15 protein-coding genes are annotated in these 14,472 nt (G+C 63.0%); 9 read left to right on the top strand and 6 right to left on the bottom strand.

Annotation, left to right across the window (positions count from 1 at the left end; translation table 11 throughout):
- The first annotated feature begins 17 nt into the window (after nt 1-17).
- From RAS12_RS19260 to RAS12_RS19245, 4 genes are read left to right on the top strand one after another with little or no spacing between them, the layout of a single operon-like run.
- Entirely contained in the window at nt 18-1,010 is a 993-nt protein-coding gene (locus RAS12_RS19260; protein WP_306938133.1) for a branched-chain amino acid ABC transporter permease, read from the top strand.
- A gap of 12 nt (nt 1,011-1,022) precedes the next feature.
- Complete coding sequence (locus tag RAS12_RS19255) at nt 1,023-1,904, top strand: branched-chain amino acid ABC transporter permease (protein WP_306938131.1); 882 nt, start codon at nt 1,023-1,025, stop codon at nt 1,902-1,904.
- A 14-nt stretch (nt 1,905-1,918) separates the two neighbouring features.
- Nucleotides 1,919-2,626 (top strand): ABC transporter ATP-binding protein, encoded by a 708-nt coding sequence (locus RAS12_RS19250; protein ID WP_306938130.1) that lies wholly within the window; start codon nt 1,919-1,921, stop codon nt 2,624-2,626.
- Nucleotide 2,627: 1 nt separating this feature from the next.
- On the top strand, nt 2,628-3,368 hold the full coding sequence (locus tag RAS12_RS19245) for a branched-chain amino acid ABC transporter ATP-binding protein (protein WP_371321210.1): 741 nt from the start codon (nt 2,628-2,630) through the stop codon (nt 3,366-3,368).
- Nucleotides 3,369-3,431: 63 nt separating this feature from the next.
- Here RAS12_RS19245 and RAS12_RS19240 read toward each other — a convergent pair whose 3' ends face one another.
- The 6 genes from RAS12_RS19240 to RAS12_RS19215 all read right to left on the bottom strand — a co-directional run bounded on the left by RAS12_RS19240 (nt 3,432) and on the right by RAS12_RS19215 (nt 9,112).
- The gene (locus RAS12_RS19240) at nt 3,432-4,394 is read right to left on the bottom strand and encodes a Nudix family hydrolase (RefSeq protein ID WP_306938126.1); all 963 of its coding nucleotides are present in this window, start codon (nt 4,392-4,394) and stop codon (nt 3,432-3,434) included.
- The gene (locus tag RAS12_RS19235; RefSeq protein WP_306938124.1) at nt 4,387-5,253 is read right to left on the bottom strand and encodes an ATP-binding protein; all 867 of its coding nucleotides are present in this window, start codon (nt 5,251-5,253) and stop codon (nt 4,387-4,389) included. Before RAS12_RS19235 ends, RAS12_RS19240 begins: the two co-directional genes overlap by 8 nt.
- Before the next feature lie 14 nt (nt 5,254-5,267).
- Nucleotides 5,268-6,494 (bottom strand): bifunctional glutamate N-acetyltransferase/amino-acid acetyltransferase ArgJ, encoded by a 1,227-nt coding sequence (argJ, locus tag RAS12_RS19230; protein WP_306938122.1) that lies wholly within the window; start codon nt 6,492-6,494, stop codon nt 5,268-5,270.
- Between the two features lie 110 nt (nt 6,495-6,604).
- A complete protein-coding gene (locus RAS12_RS19225) occupies nt 6,605-7,645 on the bottom strand; it encodes a hypothetical protein (protein ID WP_306938121.1) in 1,041 nt (346 codons plus the stop codon).
- Nucleotides 7,646-7,695: 50 nt separating this feature from the next.
- Nucleotides 7,696-8,190: a MarR family winged helix-turn-helix transcriptional regulator gene (locus tag RAS12_RS19220; protein ID WP_306938120.1), complete on the bottom strand. Its 495-nt coding sequence runs from the start codon at nt 8,188-8,190 to the stop codon at nt 7,696-7,698.
- A complete protein-coding gene (locus RAS12_RS19215; RefSeq protein WP_306938119.1) occupies nt 8,183-9,112 on the bottom strand; it encodes an alpha/beta hydrolase in 930 nt (309 codons plus the stop codon). The genes RAS12_RS19220 and RAS12_RS19215 overlap by 8 nt, the downstream gene beginning before the upstream one ends.
- 383 nt (nt 9,113-9,495) lie before the next feature.
- Between RAS12_RS19215 and RAS12_RS19210 the strand changes: the two genes are divergently transcribed.
- The 5 genes from RAS12_RS19210 to RAS12_RS19190 all read left to right on the top strand — a co-directional run bounded on the left by RAS12_RS19210 (nt 9,496) and on the right by RAS12_RS19190 (nt 14,173).
- Entirely contained in the window at nt 9,496-10,659 is a 1,164-nt protein-coding gene (locus tag RAS12_RS19210; protein WP_306938118.1) for an ABC transporter substrate-binding protein, read from the top strand.
- A 130-nt stretch (nt 10,660-10,789) separates the two neighbouring features.
- A complete protein-coding gene (locus RAS12_RS19205) occupies nt 10,790-11,710 on the top strand; it encodes a branched-chain amino acid ABC transporter permease (protein WP_306938117.1) in 921 nt (306 codons plus the stop codon).
- On the top strand, nt 11,710-12,675 hold the full coding sequence (locus RAS12_RS19200) for a branched-chain amino acid ABC transporter permease (protein ID WP_306951521.1): 966 nt from the start codon (nt 11,710-11,712) through the stop codon (nt 12,673-12,675). The genes RAS12_RS19205 and RAS12_RS19200 overlap by 1 nt, the downstream gene beginning before the upstream one ends.
- Nucleotides 12,672-13,469: an ABC transporter ATP-binding protein gene (locus tag RAS12_RS19195; RefSeq protein ID WP_306938116.1), complete on the top strand. Its 798-nt coding sequence runs from the start codon at nt 12,672-12,674 to the stop codon at nt 13,467-13,469. The genes RAS12_RS19200 and RAS12_RS19195 overlap by 4 nt, the downstream gene beginning before the upstream one ends.
- Nucleotides 13,469-14,173: an ABC transporter ATP-binding protein gene (locus RAS12_RS19190; protein ID WP_306938114.1), complete on the top strand. Its 705-nt coding sequence runs from the start codon at nt 13,469-13,471 to the stop codon at nt 14,171-14,173. The genes RAS12_RS19195 and RAS12_RS19190 overlap by 1 nt, the downstream gene beginning before the upstream one ends.
- Nucleotides 14,174-14,472 lie beyond the last annotated feature (299 nt).

Raw genomic sequence — 14,472 nt, 5'->3', positions numbered from 1 at the left:
CCCCGGAGGAAGACATCATGAGCAGCAGTCCCGCCTTGGCGGCGGGCGCGGCTTCGCATCGCGCGCAGGATCAGCGCGCCGTGCGATTGCGCACCCGCATTGCAGTGACCCTCTTTGCCGCGCTGGCCGCCGGCCTGGCAGTTATCCCGATGGCGACGTCGAACATTTCGTTCGCGTTCTACCTGATGCTGTGGATCACCATGGCCAGCGCCATGAACATCTGCGTGGGCTTTACCGGCTATCTGCCGTTTGGCTACGTGGTGTTCTACGGCGTGGGCTCGTACGCCACCGGCATCTGCTACAAAATCCTGGGCTGGCCCATCCTGCCCGCCTTGCTGGCGGCTGGCGGCGTAGGCGTGGCGATCGCGCTGCTGCTGGCGCCCACACTACGGCTGCGCGGGGTCTACTTCGGCATCGTGAGCCTGGCTCTGGCCACCATCGTCAAACTGGTCATTTCCAATCTGCCGCAGTCGTTCACGGGCGGCAGCATGGGCATCATCTTGTCCAGCGCCAACAATCCCACGCACAGTTATTACGCCATGCTGATCGTGATGGGCGCCACGCTGGCTACCGTCACCTGGCTGTCTGTGTCGAGGCTGGGCCGCGCGCTCAAAGCCATACGCGACGACGACGGCGCAGCTGCTTGCGTGGGCATCCATGTGCCCAACACCCGGTTGAAGGCATGGTTGCTGGCGGCGTTGTTTCCGGCGCTGGCAGGCGGCATCGAGGCCTGGTACACGAACGTGGTGGACCCGGAATACGCATTCCACGTGTTGATCACGGCAAAAAGCATTATTTACGCAATGGCAGGCGGCTTCGGCACCATTCTTGGACCGGTTGTCGGAACGTTGGCGCTGCTGGGCATCGATCACGTGATCTGGCAGAAATTTCCAGTGGTGAACCTGCTGCTGCTGGGCCTCATCATTGTGCTGCTGATGCTGTTTCTGCCGCGGGGCATCGTCGGCAGCCTGATCAAACGCAAGCCGCAATTGCGCCGCTACATTGCCTGAGGGAATTCCGTCATGACCGGACTGCTTATCCAAGGCCTGATCAATGGCCTGATTCTGGGCGCTATCTACGGCCTGATTGGCGTGGGGCTCAACGTCGTCTTCGGCGTGCTGCGCGTGGTGAACTTTGCGCACGGCGAGTTCCTGGTGCTGGGCGCGTACTTCGCGTTCTACCTGATGGAGTATGCGGGCATCAATCCGCTGGTGGCATTGCCGCTGGCTTTTGCCGCCTTCTTCCTTGCGGGTTACCTGTTGTACTTCGTGCTGATTCCGCGCCTGTCCAAGGCGGACGACCCTGAAATCAGCTCTTTGCTGCTGATGTTTGGCGTGTCTATCATGCTGGGCGCGTTGATGCTGCTGGCGTTTGACGCCGATGCGCGTTCCCTGCCGTATGAAATCGAGCCGGTCTTTCTGAAGTTCGGCCCGGTGCTGATTCCTACGGTACGCCTGCTGGCGCTCGTGATTGCGCTGGCCATCATTGCCGCGCTGACCGTCTTCCTGTATCGCACGCAGCTGGGCAAGGCGCTGCGCGCCATCATCATGAACCGTGATGCCGTCCGGATTGTGGGCATCAATGCCGAACGGCTGTCCGCGGTGGCGTTCGGTTTGGGCGTGGGCCTGGCAGCCGCCAGCGGCGTGCTGGTGGCCATGGTGTTCCCGGCATTCTCGCCGTTCATGGGCAACGACTACACGCTGATCGGCTTCATCGTCATCGTCCTGGGCGGACTGGGCCATCCCGTGGGCGCCCTGGTCGGCGCGCTGCTCTTCGGCATTACCGAGCAGGTGTCGGTCGTGTTCTTCAATCCGTCCATCGCAACCATCTGCGGTTTCGCATTGATGGTCGGCATGATCTTCATCCGGCCTAGCGGCCTGTTCGGCCGCCAGGCCTTGCGCTGACCGGGAGCCGGGTTATGTTGAAAGTCACGAATCTCAAGAAGCGCTTTGGCGGCCTGGTGGCGTTGCAGGGTGTCGATCTGGATGTGCCGCGAGGCTCCATTCTGGGCGTCATCGGCATGAATGGATCGGGCAAGACCACGATGCTCAATTGCATCAATGGGATCTACACGCCCGACGAAGGCAGCATAGAACTGGATGGCAAGGAGATCGCCGGCCGCCAGATTCACGAGGTGGCGCGGCTGGGCGTGGGGCGCACTTTTCAAGTTCCGCGCATCTTCCGCCAGTTGAGCCTGCTGGACAATCTGGATGTAGCCCAGCAGCATACGGGCCGCAATGCCGACGAGCGCTACGCGCAATCCGAGTATTGGCTGCACAAGGTGGAGCTGCACCGGTTGCGGCACAACTATGCCGAAGAACTGTCTGGCGGCCAGCAAAAACTGGTGGAGCTTGCGCGCATCATGGTGGCCAAGCCCAAGGTCGTGCTGCTGGACGAGCCGTTCGCGGGCGTCAATCCAGCGCTGGCGCAGTTGCTGATCTCGGTGATCCGCGAGTTGCCGACCGGGCATGATTGCTCGGTAGTGCTGGTCTCGCACGACCTGACTTCGATCTACCAGCTGTCTCACCACATCATTGTCATGAACGAAGGCGCCATCCTGACCCAGGGCAATGCCGATCACGTGCGCGCCGACCCCCGGGTGGTCGAAGCCTATCTGGGAGCTTGACATGAGCACCGCGATCCTTGCGCTGGAAGACGTGACCGTGGCCTATCACGGCGACATCACGATCCTGAATCACATCAATGTCCAGGCGCGCGCCGGCAAAGTCACTGGGGTGATTGGCCCCAACGGCGCCGGGAAGTCCACCGTGCTCAAGACCTTGTTTGGTTTTCTGCCGCCTCGCACAGGCCGCATCACGTTGCGGGGGCAGGATATCAGTGCGCAGCCGTCACACGAGCGCGCAGCCAACGGCGTGGCCTTCGTGCCGCAGCATCGCAGCCTGTTTGGCGAGCTGTCCGTGCACGACAACCTGCTGTTGGGCTGCTGGCCGTTTCGCCGCGACAAGACGCGGGTGCGCGCACGCATTGATTCGGTCTATGACCGCTTTCCCATTCTGGCGCAAAAGCGCAATGATCCCGTATCCAGTATGAGCGGCGGTCAACAGCGCTTTGTGGAGTTCGGCCGGGCCTTGTTGATCGAGCCGTCGGTCATCTTGCTGGATGAACCCACTGCAATGCTGGCGCCCAAGATATCCAAGGAAATCTATACGCTCATCCGCGGTTTTGCCGACGAAGGCATGACCGTGGTGCTGGTAGACCAGAATGTGCGCCGTTGCGCCGAGATCTCCGACTATATGTACATCCTGGAACTCGGACGCAACAAGGCGGAAGGTTCGCGCGAGGCGTTCGAAGACGGGGGCGGCTTGCGCGAGATGGTGGCGTCCTGGATGGACTACAAGATCGACTGAGCGGCGCGCGGACTGCCTTGCTGGCACGTCCGCGCGTTTCCGTATTGCCGCGTTACCCGTAGATCAGATGACGCCGCGGATTCCCGCGATGCCATGCGCCGCATGGCGCAGCGCGTGCGACACGGTCTGAGTGGATTGCCCGCCCAAGGCAAACACCGGAATGCCAGCGTCGCGGTTGCCTTCCACAAAGCCTTCCCATCCCAGCGTTTGCGCGCCGGGGTGGCTGGGCGTGTCCAGCACGGGACCCAGCACCGCGAAGTCGGCGCCCAATTCCCGGGCGTGGACAATTTGTGCGTTGTCATGGGCCGACACACCGACCAGCGCGCCCTCAGGCAAGGCCGGGCGGGCGGAAAGACGCGCCGCGTCAGCCGTGCGCAGATGCACGCCGTCCGCTTCTTTCCACCAGGCAGCAGGGTGCGCGCTGTTGACCAGCACGCGGGCGCCGGCTGCGCGGCAGCGCTTCAGCACCTGTTGCAGCACTTCATGCAACGACGATGCGCCAGCGCCGTCGGGCCATTGCGGTTCACGGAATTGCACCAGTTTCACGCCGCGCGCCAATGCGGCATCCAGCCGGCCCAGAAACGCCGCGACGCCTGCACGCGAACCGATGGAGCTGATGCCGTAGGTGGTGGGCAATTGCAACCAGCGCAAAGGCGGAAGGGCCGCTGGCAACAGGTTGCCGACAGCCGCTGCGTCGGCGGGCCAGACCCATTCCAGGCGCTGGTTTTCCAGGCCCTGCGGCGCGCCTTCCCAGCCGGTGACAAAGCAGAACGCCAGCCGGACCGTGGTGTGCGGATAAACGTGCACATACGTCACCCATGGGCGAGACTGCGTGACGCGGATGCCGATTTCTTCGTGCAACTCACGCGCCAACGCCTCCAGCACGGTTTCGCCGGGTTCCAACTTGCCGCCGGGCAATTCCCACCAGCCCGCCCAGGGTTTGCCTTCGGGGCGCTGCCCCAACAGCAGCATGCCGTCTTCGCGCATGATCATGCCGGCGGCGACGTCAACGATCTTCTCAGACATGGCGGGCCGCCCAATCACGAGCAAATTGATAGGCGACGCGGCCGGACCGCGAGCCGCGCTCAATCGTCCATTGCAGCGCTTCGGTGCGTGACGGCGCAATGTGTTCCTCCGGGCAGCCCAGTTCGCGCAGCCAGTGGTAGACGATGTCCAGGTAGTCGTCCTGCTTGAACGGGTAGAAAGACAGCCACAAGCCAAAGCGTTCGGACAGCGAAATCTTCTCTTCGACCGTTTCGCCCGGATGGATTTCGCCATCGGGCTGATGCTTGGCCTGCAAGTTCTCGCTCATGTATTCCGGCATCAAGTGACGCCGGTTGGACGTGGCGTAGATCAGCACGTTATCGCCCGAGGCCGACACGGAACCGTCAAGCACGGACTTGAGCGCTTTGTAGCCGGGCTCGCCTTCTTCAAACGACAGGTCGTCGCAGAAGACGATGAAGCGTTCGGGGCGCGGCGCGACCAGTTCAACGATATCGGCCAAGTCACCTAAGTCAGACTTGTCGACTTCGATCAGGCGCAAGCCGCGTTCACCGTAAGCCGCCAGCATGGCCTTGACCAGCGAACTCTTGCCCGTGCCGCGGGCGCCGGTCATCAGCACGTTGTTGGCGGGCTTGTGTTCCAGGAACTGGACGGTGTTGCGGTCAATCGTTGCCTTCTGGCGCTCGATGTGTTGCAGGTCTTCGCGATCGATGCGCGCCACGTGGCGCACGGCATCCAGCCAGCCGCGAGCGCCGCGTTTGCGCCAGCGGAAGGCGTGCGCCGTCCAGTCGATCTCTGGCGTGGCCGGGGGCAGAAAGGCCTCAAGCTGCGCCAGCACGCGCTCGGCGCGCTGGATCAGGGTGGAAAACTCGGTTGCGGTCACGTCTGCATCCTGCCTTACGAACGGTAGTCGGCGTTGATCGACACGTACTCGTGCGAGAAGTCGCAGGTGTAGACGGTGTCGCTGACCTGTCCGCGGCCCAGCGCGATGCGCACCGAGATCTCGGCCTGCTTCATCACGCGCTGGCCGTCGGCTTCCTGGTAGTCGGGATTGCGGCCGCCGTTCTTGGCCACCAGCACGTCATCGAGCCACAGGCGGATGTTGGACACGTCCAGATCGTCGATACCGGCGTAGCCGACGGCGGCCAGGATGCGGCCCAGGTTGGGGTCCGATGCGAAGAAGGCGGTCTTGACCAGCGGCGAATGGGCCACGGCGTACGCGACCTTCAGCGCTTCTTCGGTGTTGCCGGCTTCTTCGACGCGGATGGTCATGAACTTGGTGGCGCCTTCGGCGTCACGCACGATCTTCGTGGCCAGTTCCAGCGCGGCGGCGGTCAGCGCGTCGCGCACGGCAGCGTAGGCGGCGTCGGATTCGCTGTTCACGTTAACGCCGGACTTGCCGGTGGCGGCGATGATGAACGAGTCGTTGGTGGACGTGTCGCCGTCAACCGTGATGCGGTTGAACGAGGCGTCGGCGATTTCCACGGCCAGCTTGCGCAGCAGCGGCTGGGCAATGCCCGCGTCGGTGGCCAGGAAGCTCAACATGGTGGCCATGTTGGGGCGGATCATGCCTGCGCCCTTGCTGATGCCGGTGAACGTCACGGTCTTGCCGTCAATCTGCACCTTGGCTGACGAGATCTTCGGCAGCGTGTCGGTCGTCATGATGCCGTGGGCAGCGCTGGACCAGTGGTCAGATGCCAGGTTGGCGATAGCGGCAGGCAGGCCGGCGACCAGGCGGTCCAGAGGCAGCGGTTCCAGGATCACGCCCGTGGAGAACGGCAGGATCTGCGTGGCGGGAACGCCCAGCAGCGCGCCCAGCGCGTCGCAGGTGTCTTTGGCTTTTTTCAGGCCTTCTTCACCGGTGCCGGCGTTGGCATTGCCGGTGTTGATGACCAGCGCGCTGATCGGGCCGCCTGCGGCCAGATGGGCCTGGCAGACCTGCACGGGAGCGGCGCAAAAGCGATTGCGCGTGAACACGCCGGCAACGCTCGTGCCTTCGGCCAATCGGAATACCGTCAGATCGCGCCGGTTGGCTTTGCGGATGCCGGCCTCGGTGACGCCGATTTCAACGCCGGCAACAGGAAAAATTTCGGACTCGGAGGGGATCTGCAAATTAACGGCCATGACTTCGTCTCTTCAGTGAGCAGGACGGAATCGCCGCCAGGCTAGGCGGCGCGTGGGGGAAAGCTTCGTATTATCCCACCGCTTTGCGGCAGGGGTTTGTCAGCGGGCGGTCAGGGGCCGATCCGCATGTCGGCCACGTCCAGCACGCCAGCGTCGTGGTTGCTGAGCACGCTGCGCACGGTGCCATCGGGGGCCTGCAAGACGGATTTGCCCGCCGCGACTTCTGCTCCGCCGTTGCGTCGGGCCGAGCGGCCCCGGGCCGGCGAAAACAACAGGTCGCCTGGCTGGACGCCCGGCAAACGCGGGTTGGCTGACAGCACGCGGGTGCCGGCGGGGTAGGTCATGACGCCTAAAGCGGTTTCGCGGGCCAGCAGCCCTTCAAACTGGCTGGCATGGCGCTGCCCATCCAGCCGCATGTCCACTTTCAGTAACGGCATTTGCGCAACGGTCAGGGCTTCGCTGCCTTCGGTGCGCAGCAGCCAGCGCGGCGTGGCGCTGGCCGCGTCCAGCGTGGTGCCACGTGCGGGCTCATCCACTTTCAGCCAGGTGCCGGGCGGGACAGGTTGCTGGTTCAGCGTATTGCCGATGGCCAGGTGGCAACTGGCAAAGCGGGGCTCGCCGCCTTGCATGACAAATTCAATCCTGTGGCCGTGCGCGCAGAGCCAGCCTTCCTGGGCTTGGTCGCGCGTGATTTCAGCCGACAAGGTTTCGGGTTGCTTGCCGCTGGCGGGATAGCGGAACAGGCGCGAGGCCACGACGCCTTGTATCGGGGCGGGCTGGGTCTCTGGAAAGACGGCGCGGTCAAAAGAATTCAAATCGCCCGGCGTCGTCAGACTGAGGACGGTGCCTGCCGGCATGTCCACGCCCGCCAGCCTGGCACTGTGGGCCAGCACCGTCTTGCGTCCGGCTTCCGCCTGGGCATCGCGATGCGCCGAAAACCACAGGCTGAACTGCTGATAGGGGAAGATGGCGCCGATCAGCGCCAGAATGGTCATCAGGATGGTGCCGGCGCGGCGGTGCTCGCCCAGCCACAGCCGGGCATTTCGAGTGGTGGCCAGAACGGCCAGCCAAGTCAGCAAGGTGCTCAGGCAGGCCAGCGAGACCACCATCAGCACATAGAAATTACCGCCAGGAAGAGAAACCGGAATCATGGCGGCAATTATGCGCCAAACCGGGCGCGGATTTCAGGGCCGGAGGCCGTTCAGGACTTGGCGGATTCCAGCCGGGTGGCCACGACTTGCAGCTTGAGTTCGCCCAAGGCCTGGAACAAGGCATTGCGGCTGGCTTCCGGCAGCTCGCCGAACATGGACTTGACCCAGGACTCATGCGCGCGGGCCATGCGGGCAAAGGTCTTCTTGCCCTGCGGCGTGAGCTTGATGAGCGAGCTGCGCCGGTCGGATTCGACTTTGGTGCGCACCACCAGGCCTTCTTTTTCGAGCTGGTCGGTGATGCCGGTGATATTGCCGTTGGTGACCATCATGTGGCGCGACAGATCCCCCATCTTCATGCCCTTGGGCGCGCGTTGCAGTTGCGCCATCAGGTCGAAGCGGGGCAGCGTCGTGTCGAATTCATTGCGCAGGCGGCTGCGGATTTCGCCTTCGATGAGATTGGCGCAAGTCAGCATGCGCAGCCACAAGCGCAACGCATGGTGATCGTCGGGCGCGGCGCGGGATTCCAGGTCGGGGGCGTCAGTCATGGCTAGGGAGGATACCGGGAATGCGTGAAGAGGCGGGCGCCAGACCCATCTGCTCGAAGATGGCGCGGGTCAGCGGGCTGTCGGGATCGTTCAGCGTCAGAACGATGTCGTAATGATTGGTGCCGGGCATCGGAACGTATTGGCCAGGAAATCCGCGTTCGCGCCAGGCGGCAAGATAGTCGTCGCTTTGGCGTTTGAACTCGGCGGTTTCGGATTCGCCATAACTGACCACCAGCGGGCAACCGGTCTGCGGCAGTTGCAGCGCAGGACTGTTGCGGATGGCGCTGGCTTCGTTCAGGCGCATCCATTCATTGATATGCGTGTGAACCAGCGGGCGCAGGTCAAACAGGCCCGACAGCGGCGCGGCGCCCCGGATCACGTCGTGCGGCACTTCGTAGCTGGCATGCCAGCCGCTGGACAGGAGCGCGCCGACCAGATGGCCGCCTGCGGAACTGCCGCAAATATGAATGCGCTTGGGATCGCCGCCGTATTCGGCGATGTGGCGGTGAATCCAGGCCAGCGCCCGGCGGTTCTGGTCCACGATGCGGTCCAGCGTGACGGCAGGCGCCAACGAATAATTCACCGACACGACCACGGCGCCGGCTTGCGTGAACGCGGGCGCCATGCCGCTGGAATCGCTTTTGGACAGCAGGCGCCAGTAGCCGCCGTGGATAAACACAAATACCGGTGCATTCGCCGTTCCGCTGGCCGCTGGCGTGGCGCAGGCTGCCGGAAAGATGTCCAGCAACTCGTCGGGATGATCGCCGAACGGCACATCCAGCGCGCAGTCCAATGACTGCCGCGCCGTGGCGCTGTCATCGGCGTATTTCTTGAGTATCGGCAGGATGTCGGGTACTGTCGCGCGAGCGTTGTACTGGACGTCTAATCCGGCGCGATCGTAGTTTCGGTAGAGAGTAACCATGGCGGCAGCTGATTGGTAAAGCTCTGGTATTTTTGGTATTTGGTCGGGTAAGCGCTTATCCGTAATGCCCGGCGTTTTCAGACTGACGATATTAGGGCTATCGGCGCGAAAACCATTGATGGTTATCAGCTTGCTATGGGTTAGTAATTACCCTTCGGTAAAAACCCTAGTCTTGTTTTGACGAATACTTTAAACCTAAACTATGAACCACGCCAGTACTCGCTATGCTGCACAACGGGGTCCTGGTGTTGCAAGCAATATTTTTTGCAAGTACCTGTTTGACGGCGGCGCAATGGCGCCGGCAGGCCGGGCATAGAAGTCATTCGAATCGCACCCTCAAAAAGAACACCCTCTGCGCGGGCTCGCGCACGGAGCACACCACCATGCGTTTGATCACTTCCCTTATCGCCGCCGCCGCGCTGGTTCCGGCCGTGGCGTTGGCCGATACCGTCAAGGTCGGCATCGCCAACGATATTTCGGGTCCCTTCTCGGCGCTGGGCGCCGAAGCCCGCGACGGCTTCAATCTGGCCATCAAGCAATTGGGCAGCAAACTGGGCGGACAGCCCGCCGAATTCGTGCAGACGGACATGGGCGGCAATCCCGACCAGGCCCGCCAACTGGTCACGCGCTACATCCAGCGCGACAAGGTCGACTTCTTCACCGGCCCCATCGGTTCGAACGTGGCGCTGGCCGTAGGCCCCGCACTGTTCGCCGCCAAGGTGCCCTATCTATCGAACAACCCCGGCCCCAGCCAGTTCGCTGGCGCCCAATGCAATAACTACTGGTTCGGCACGTCCTACCAGAACGACGCTTTCCACGAAGCCGCCGGCAAGGTTGCCGCCGACCGCGGTTTCAAGAAGATGTTCATCATGGCCCCGGACTATCCGGCGGGCAAAGATGCGCTGACGGGTTTCAAGCGCGGCTACAAGACGGCCCCAGGTGACGAGGTCTACACCAAGCTCGGCCAGATCGACTACGCTGCCGAAATCGCGCAGATCCGCGCGGCCAAGCCGGACGCCGTCTACATCTTCCTGCCGGGCGGCATGGGCATCAACTTCGTCAAGCAGTTCGTGTCCGCCGGCCTGTCGCAAAGCGTCAAGCTGATCGGCCCGGGCTTCTCGGCCGATGAAGACGTGATCCAGGCTGTGGGTGAGCCGATGCTGGGCATGTACAACACGGCGCAGTGGGCGCATGACCTGGACGTGCCGCAGAACAAGGTGTTCGTTGATGCCTTCCGCAAGGAATACAACGGCCGCTACCCGTCCGTGTATGCCGCCCAGGCGTACGACGTGATCATGGCCATGGATGCTGCCGTCAAGCAGGCGGGCGGCAAGGCGACCGACCGCGAAGCCATCATCAAGGCGCTGGAAAAAGCCGATTACCCCTCGGTGCGCGGCAACTTCACCTACGGCAAAAACCACTATCCGATCCAGGCCTACTACCTGCGCGTCGTCGACAAGGACGGCAGCGGCCGCATCACCAACAAACTGGTGGGCAAGGTGTTCGACAAGTACCAGGACGTCTACGTCGGCGACTGCAAGCTCTGATGTAGGACGCCTGAGCGGCTCGCGGCCACGGGGTCCGGCAATGCCGGCCCCGGCTGTGAACCGCCACCGGCCATCGTTGTATCGATCGCACGCGGGCCGCCTCTAAGGTTCGCGGCAGGGGGAAGTTTTCATGACGTTTACGCTGATCGTCGAGCAATTGCTGAACGGTCTGCAGTTTGGGTTGATGTTGTTTTTGATCGCTGCCGGGCTGACCCTGGTGTTCGGCATCATGGACATCATGAATCTGGCTCACGGCTCGCTCTACATGGCCGGCGCCTATGTCGCCGCCGAAACCATGCAGCGCACAGGTTCATTTACCGCTGCCGTCCTGGTGGCGGCCGTCGCGACCGGCGCGGTCGGCGTGGCGTTGGAATTGACCCTGATCCGCCGTCTGGCGCTGCGCGATCACTTGGCCCAGGTGCTGGGCACCTACGCTGTCATTCTGATCGCCAATGATCTGGTCAAGATGATCTGGGGCCCCGCTCCGGTCATGCTGAACATGCCCGCCGTGCTGTCGGGTCCCGTTCGTCTCTTGCCTGATCTTCTGTATCCCGCCTATCGCCTGATGATTATCGTCTTTGGCGTGGCTGCTGCGGCCGGGCTGTACTGGTTCGTGACGCGCACTCGCGCGGGCGTGCTGGTCCGGGCCGGGGCTTCCAACCGCCAGATGGCCACGCTGATGGGCGTGCGCGTGCCGATGCTGTTCCTGGGTGTTTTCGTGCTGGGCGCGATGCTGGCCGCATTGGCTGGCGCGCTGCTGGGCCCGATCACGTCCGTGCAGGTGGGCATGGGCGAAGAAATCCTGATCCTGGTGCTGGTGTGCATTGTCATCGGCGGCATCGGTTCGATCCGCGGCGCCTTTGTCGGCGCCTTGCTGGTGGGCATGGTGGACACGGCGGGGCGGGCCTTTCTGCCCATGTTGTTGCGCCAGGTCTTTTCGCCGGCTGTGGCTTCCAGTGTCGGTCCGACGCTGGCCGCCATCGCTATTTACGTATTGATGGCGGCGGTGCTGGTGTTCCGGCCCTCCGGCTTGTTTCCGGCGCGGGGTTGATCATGAGATCCACAATCTGGACAGTGGCGCTCTTGGCTGCGCTGGTGGCCTTTCCGCTGGTAGCGCCAGCCTTGGGCCTGGACTTCTACATTTCCTTTGTGCGCCGCGTGCTGATTTATGCGCTGGCGGCGACCAGCCTGAACCTGATCCTGGGTTATGGCGGCATGGTGGCGTTGGGCCACGCTGCGTTCTTCGGCGCGGGCGCTTACGCCGTGGGTATCCTGGCGATGTCCGGCGTTACGTCGGCGTTGATCGTCTGGCCCGTGGCAATGGCGCTGGCCGGTGTGCTGGCCTGCATCACGGGGGCGATCTCGCTGCGTACGCGCGGCGTGTACTTCATCATGATCACGCTGGCTTTCGCGCAGATGCTGTTCTATATCTTCATCTCGCTGCGTCAGTACGGCGGAGAAGACGGACTGAACCTGCCCGGCTATTCCACGCTGCCGGGTATCGACTTGTCCCATGACGTCAGCTTCTACTATTTAGTGCTGGCGCTGTTTGCGCTGCTGATGTGGGTATTCAGCCGCGTGGTGTCCTCGCGCTTCGGCATGGCCTTGCAGGGCATCCGTGAAAACGAGTCGCGCATGGAATCCATGGGCTACCCGGTCTACCGCATCAAGCTCGTGGCCTTCACGCTCAGTGGCGCGGCAGCCGGTCTGGCCGGTGCGCTGCTGGCCAATCACAACTTGTTCATATCGCCCAGCCTGATGCATTGGACGCAGTCGGCCAATCTGCTGATCATGGTGCTGGTCGGCGGTATTGGGCTGCGCTGGGGCGGCGTTGCGGGTGCGGTGGTGATGTTGACGCTGGAAGAAGTGCTGCGCCTGTGGACGGAATATTGGCATCTGCCCTTGGGTGTGCTGCTGTTGTGCGTGGTGTTTGGCGCGCCCCGCGGTCTGGTCGGCCTGTTCGGGCCGCTGTTTGGCGGACGCGCTGCGGCGCAAGCCGGCAAGGTGGGATCATGAGTTCAACGATAAGCGCCAATACACAGGCCCAGGCGGCGTCCGCGCCCGCCTTGCAGGCATCCGGGCTGGTGCGCCGCTTTGGCGCGCTGGTGGCGACGGATAACGTGTCCTTGTCTTTGAACCCGGGCGAAATCCACGCGCTGATCGGCCCCAACGGCGCGGGCAAGTCCACCTTGATTCATCTGCTGTCCGGCACGCTTGCCGCCGATTCGGGCACGCTGACCGTCGGCGGCCGCGATGTGACGGGCATGAATGCCCACCAGCGTGTGGCGGCGGGCTTGTCGCGGTCGTATCAGATCACCAATATCTTTAAGCAGTCGTCGGTGCTGGACAACCTGGTGCTGGCGGTGCAGGCGCACGCGGGCAGCAGCTTCCGCTTCTGGAAGCCGCGCGCGGCCGAGTCTGCGCTGTATGAGCAGGCCCGTGAACTGGCCCAGGAATGCGCGATCGACGCCAGTCTGCTGGAACGTCCCGCCGGGACCTTGCCGCATGGCGAGCAGCGCAAGGTGGAATTCGCGCTGGCGCTGGCCGCTCGGCCCAGCGTGCTGCTGCTGGACGAGCCCATGGCCGGTATGGGGCCGGACGAAACCGTCCGCCTGACCGAACTGATTGAATCCATGCGCGGGCGGGCCGCCATGTTGCTGGTGGAACACGATATGCAGGCGGTATTTCGTTTGGCGGACCGTTTGTCGGTGCTGGTGTATGGCCGCGTCATTGCGACCGGCACCCCCGACGAAATCCGGGCCAACCCGGAAGTGCGGCAAGCCTATCTGGGCGACGAGGAGACCGCGTGATGCTCACCATTGAATCGGTCAAAAGCGGATATGGCGCCAGCCAGGTGCTGTTTGGCGTGGACCTTCAAATTGGCGCCGGACAGGTCGTGACCCTGCTGGGACGCAATGGCATGGGCAAGACCACGCTCTTGCGCACCTTGTTTGGCCAGTTGCCGCTGCGCGGCGGCAAGATCCATTTTGCAGGGCAGGACATCAGCGGCTGGAGCTCCGACCGCATTGCGCGCGTTGGCGTGGCCATCGTCCCGGAAGGGCGCCAGTGCTTTCCCAACCTGACCGTGCGCGAGCATCTGACCGCTTTCGTCGCTGCCCGCAACCCCGACATCGGCGAACCCTGGACCCCGGAACGCGTGTTTGAACTCTTTCCCCGTCTGGCTGAACGCGCCCGCAACATGGGTAATCAGTTGTCCGGCGGCGAACAACAAATGCTGGCCATCGGCCGCGCGCTGGTCACGAACCCCCGCTTGCTGATCCTGGACGAAGCCACCGAAGGCCTGGCGCCCAAGATCCGCGAAGAAATCTGGAATTGCCTGGCGCGGCTGCGGCAGGCAGGGCAGACCATCCTGGTCATCGATAAATATGTCGAAAGGTTGCTCACTCTGGCGGATCAACACGTCATCCTGGAACGCGGGAAAGTCGTGTGGACCGGGGACTCCAAGGCCCTGGACGCCGACCGGGGTCTATGGGAACGCTATCTGGGCGTGTAGCAAGAAAGCCGCAACCAAAGCCGACAGCGTGCAAAAATCAAGAAATAAAACGCAATAAATCAGCATTTATATTGCTAGGTTGAAACTTAAGGTGTCTGGAGAGCATCCAGACGTTTGCACCTGTTTCAATTGGCCCCACTGTTCTCTACACTTGTTGAGCTGGGCCTGCTGCGCGCCTATCAGGCGCCTGCGCCCCACAACAAGCTCATTGGCTCATCAGGCGGGGCGAAAGCGCGGCGACCCGCCGTTTTTACGGTTCAGGCGCCAGCCCACGCATTCCCCGTTTTACGTTCGTTACG

The sequence above is a fragment of the Achromobacter seleniivolatilans genome (assembly GCF_030864005.1).
Taxonomy (GTDB): Bacteria; Pseudomonadota; Gammaproteobacteria; order Burkholderiales; family Burkholderiaceae_B; genus Achromobacter; species Achromobacter seleniivolatilans.
This window is presented reverse-complemented; position numbering and strand designations above follow the sequence as displayed.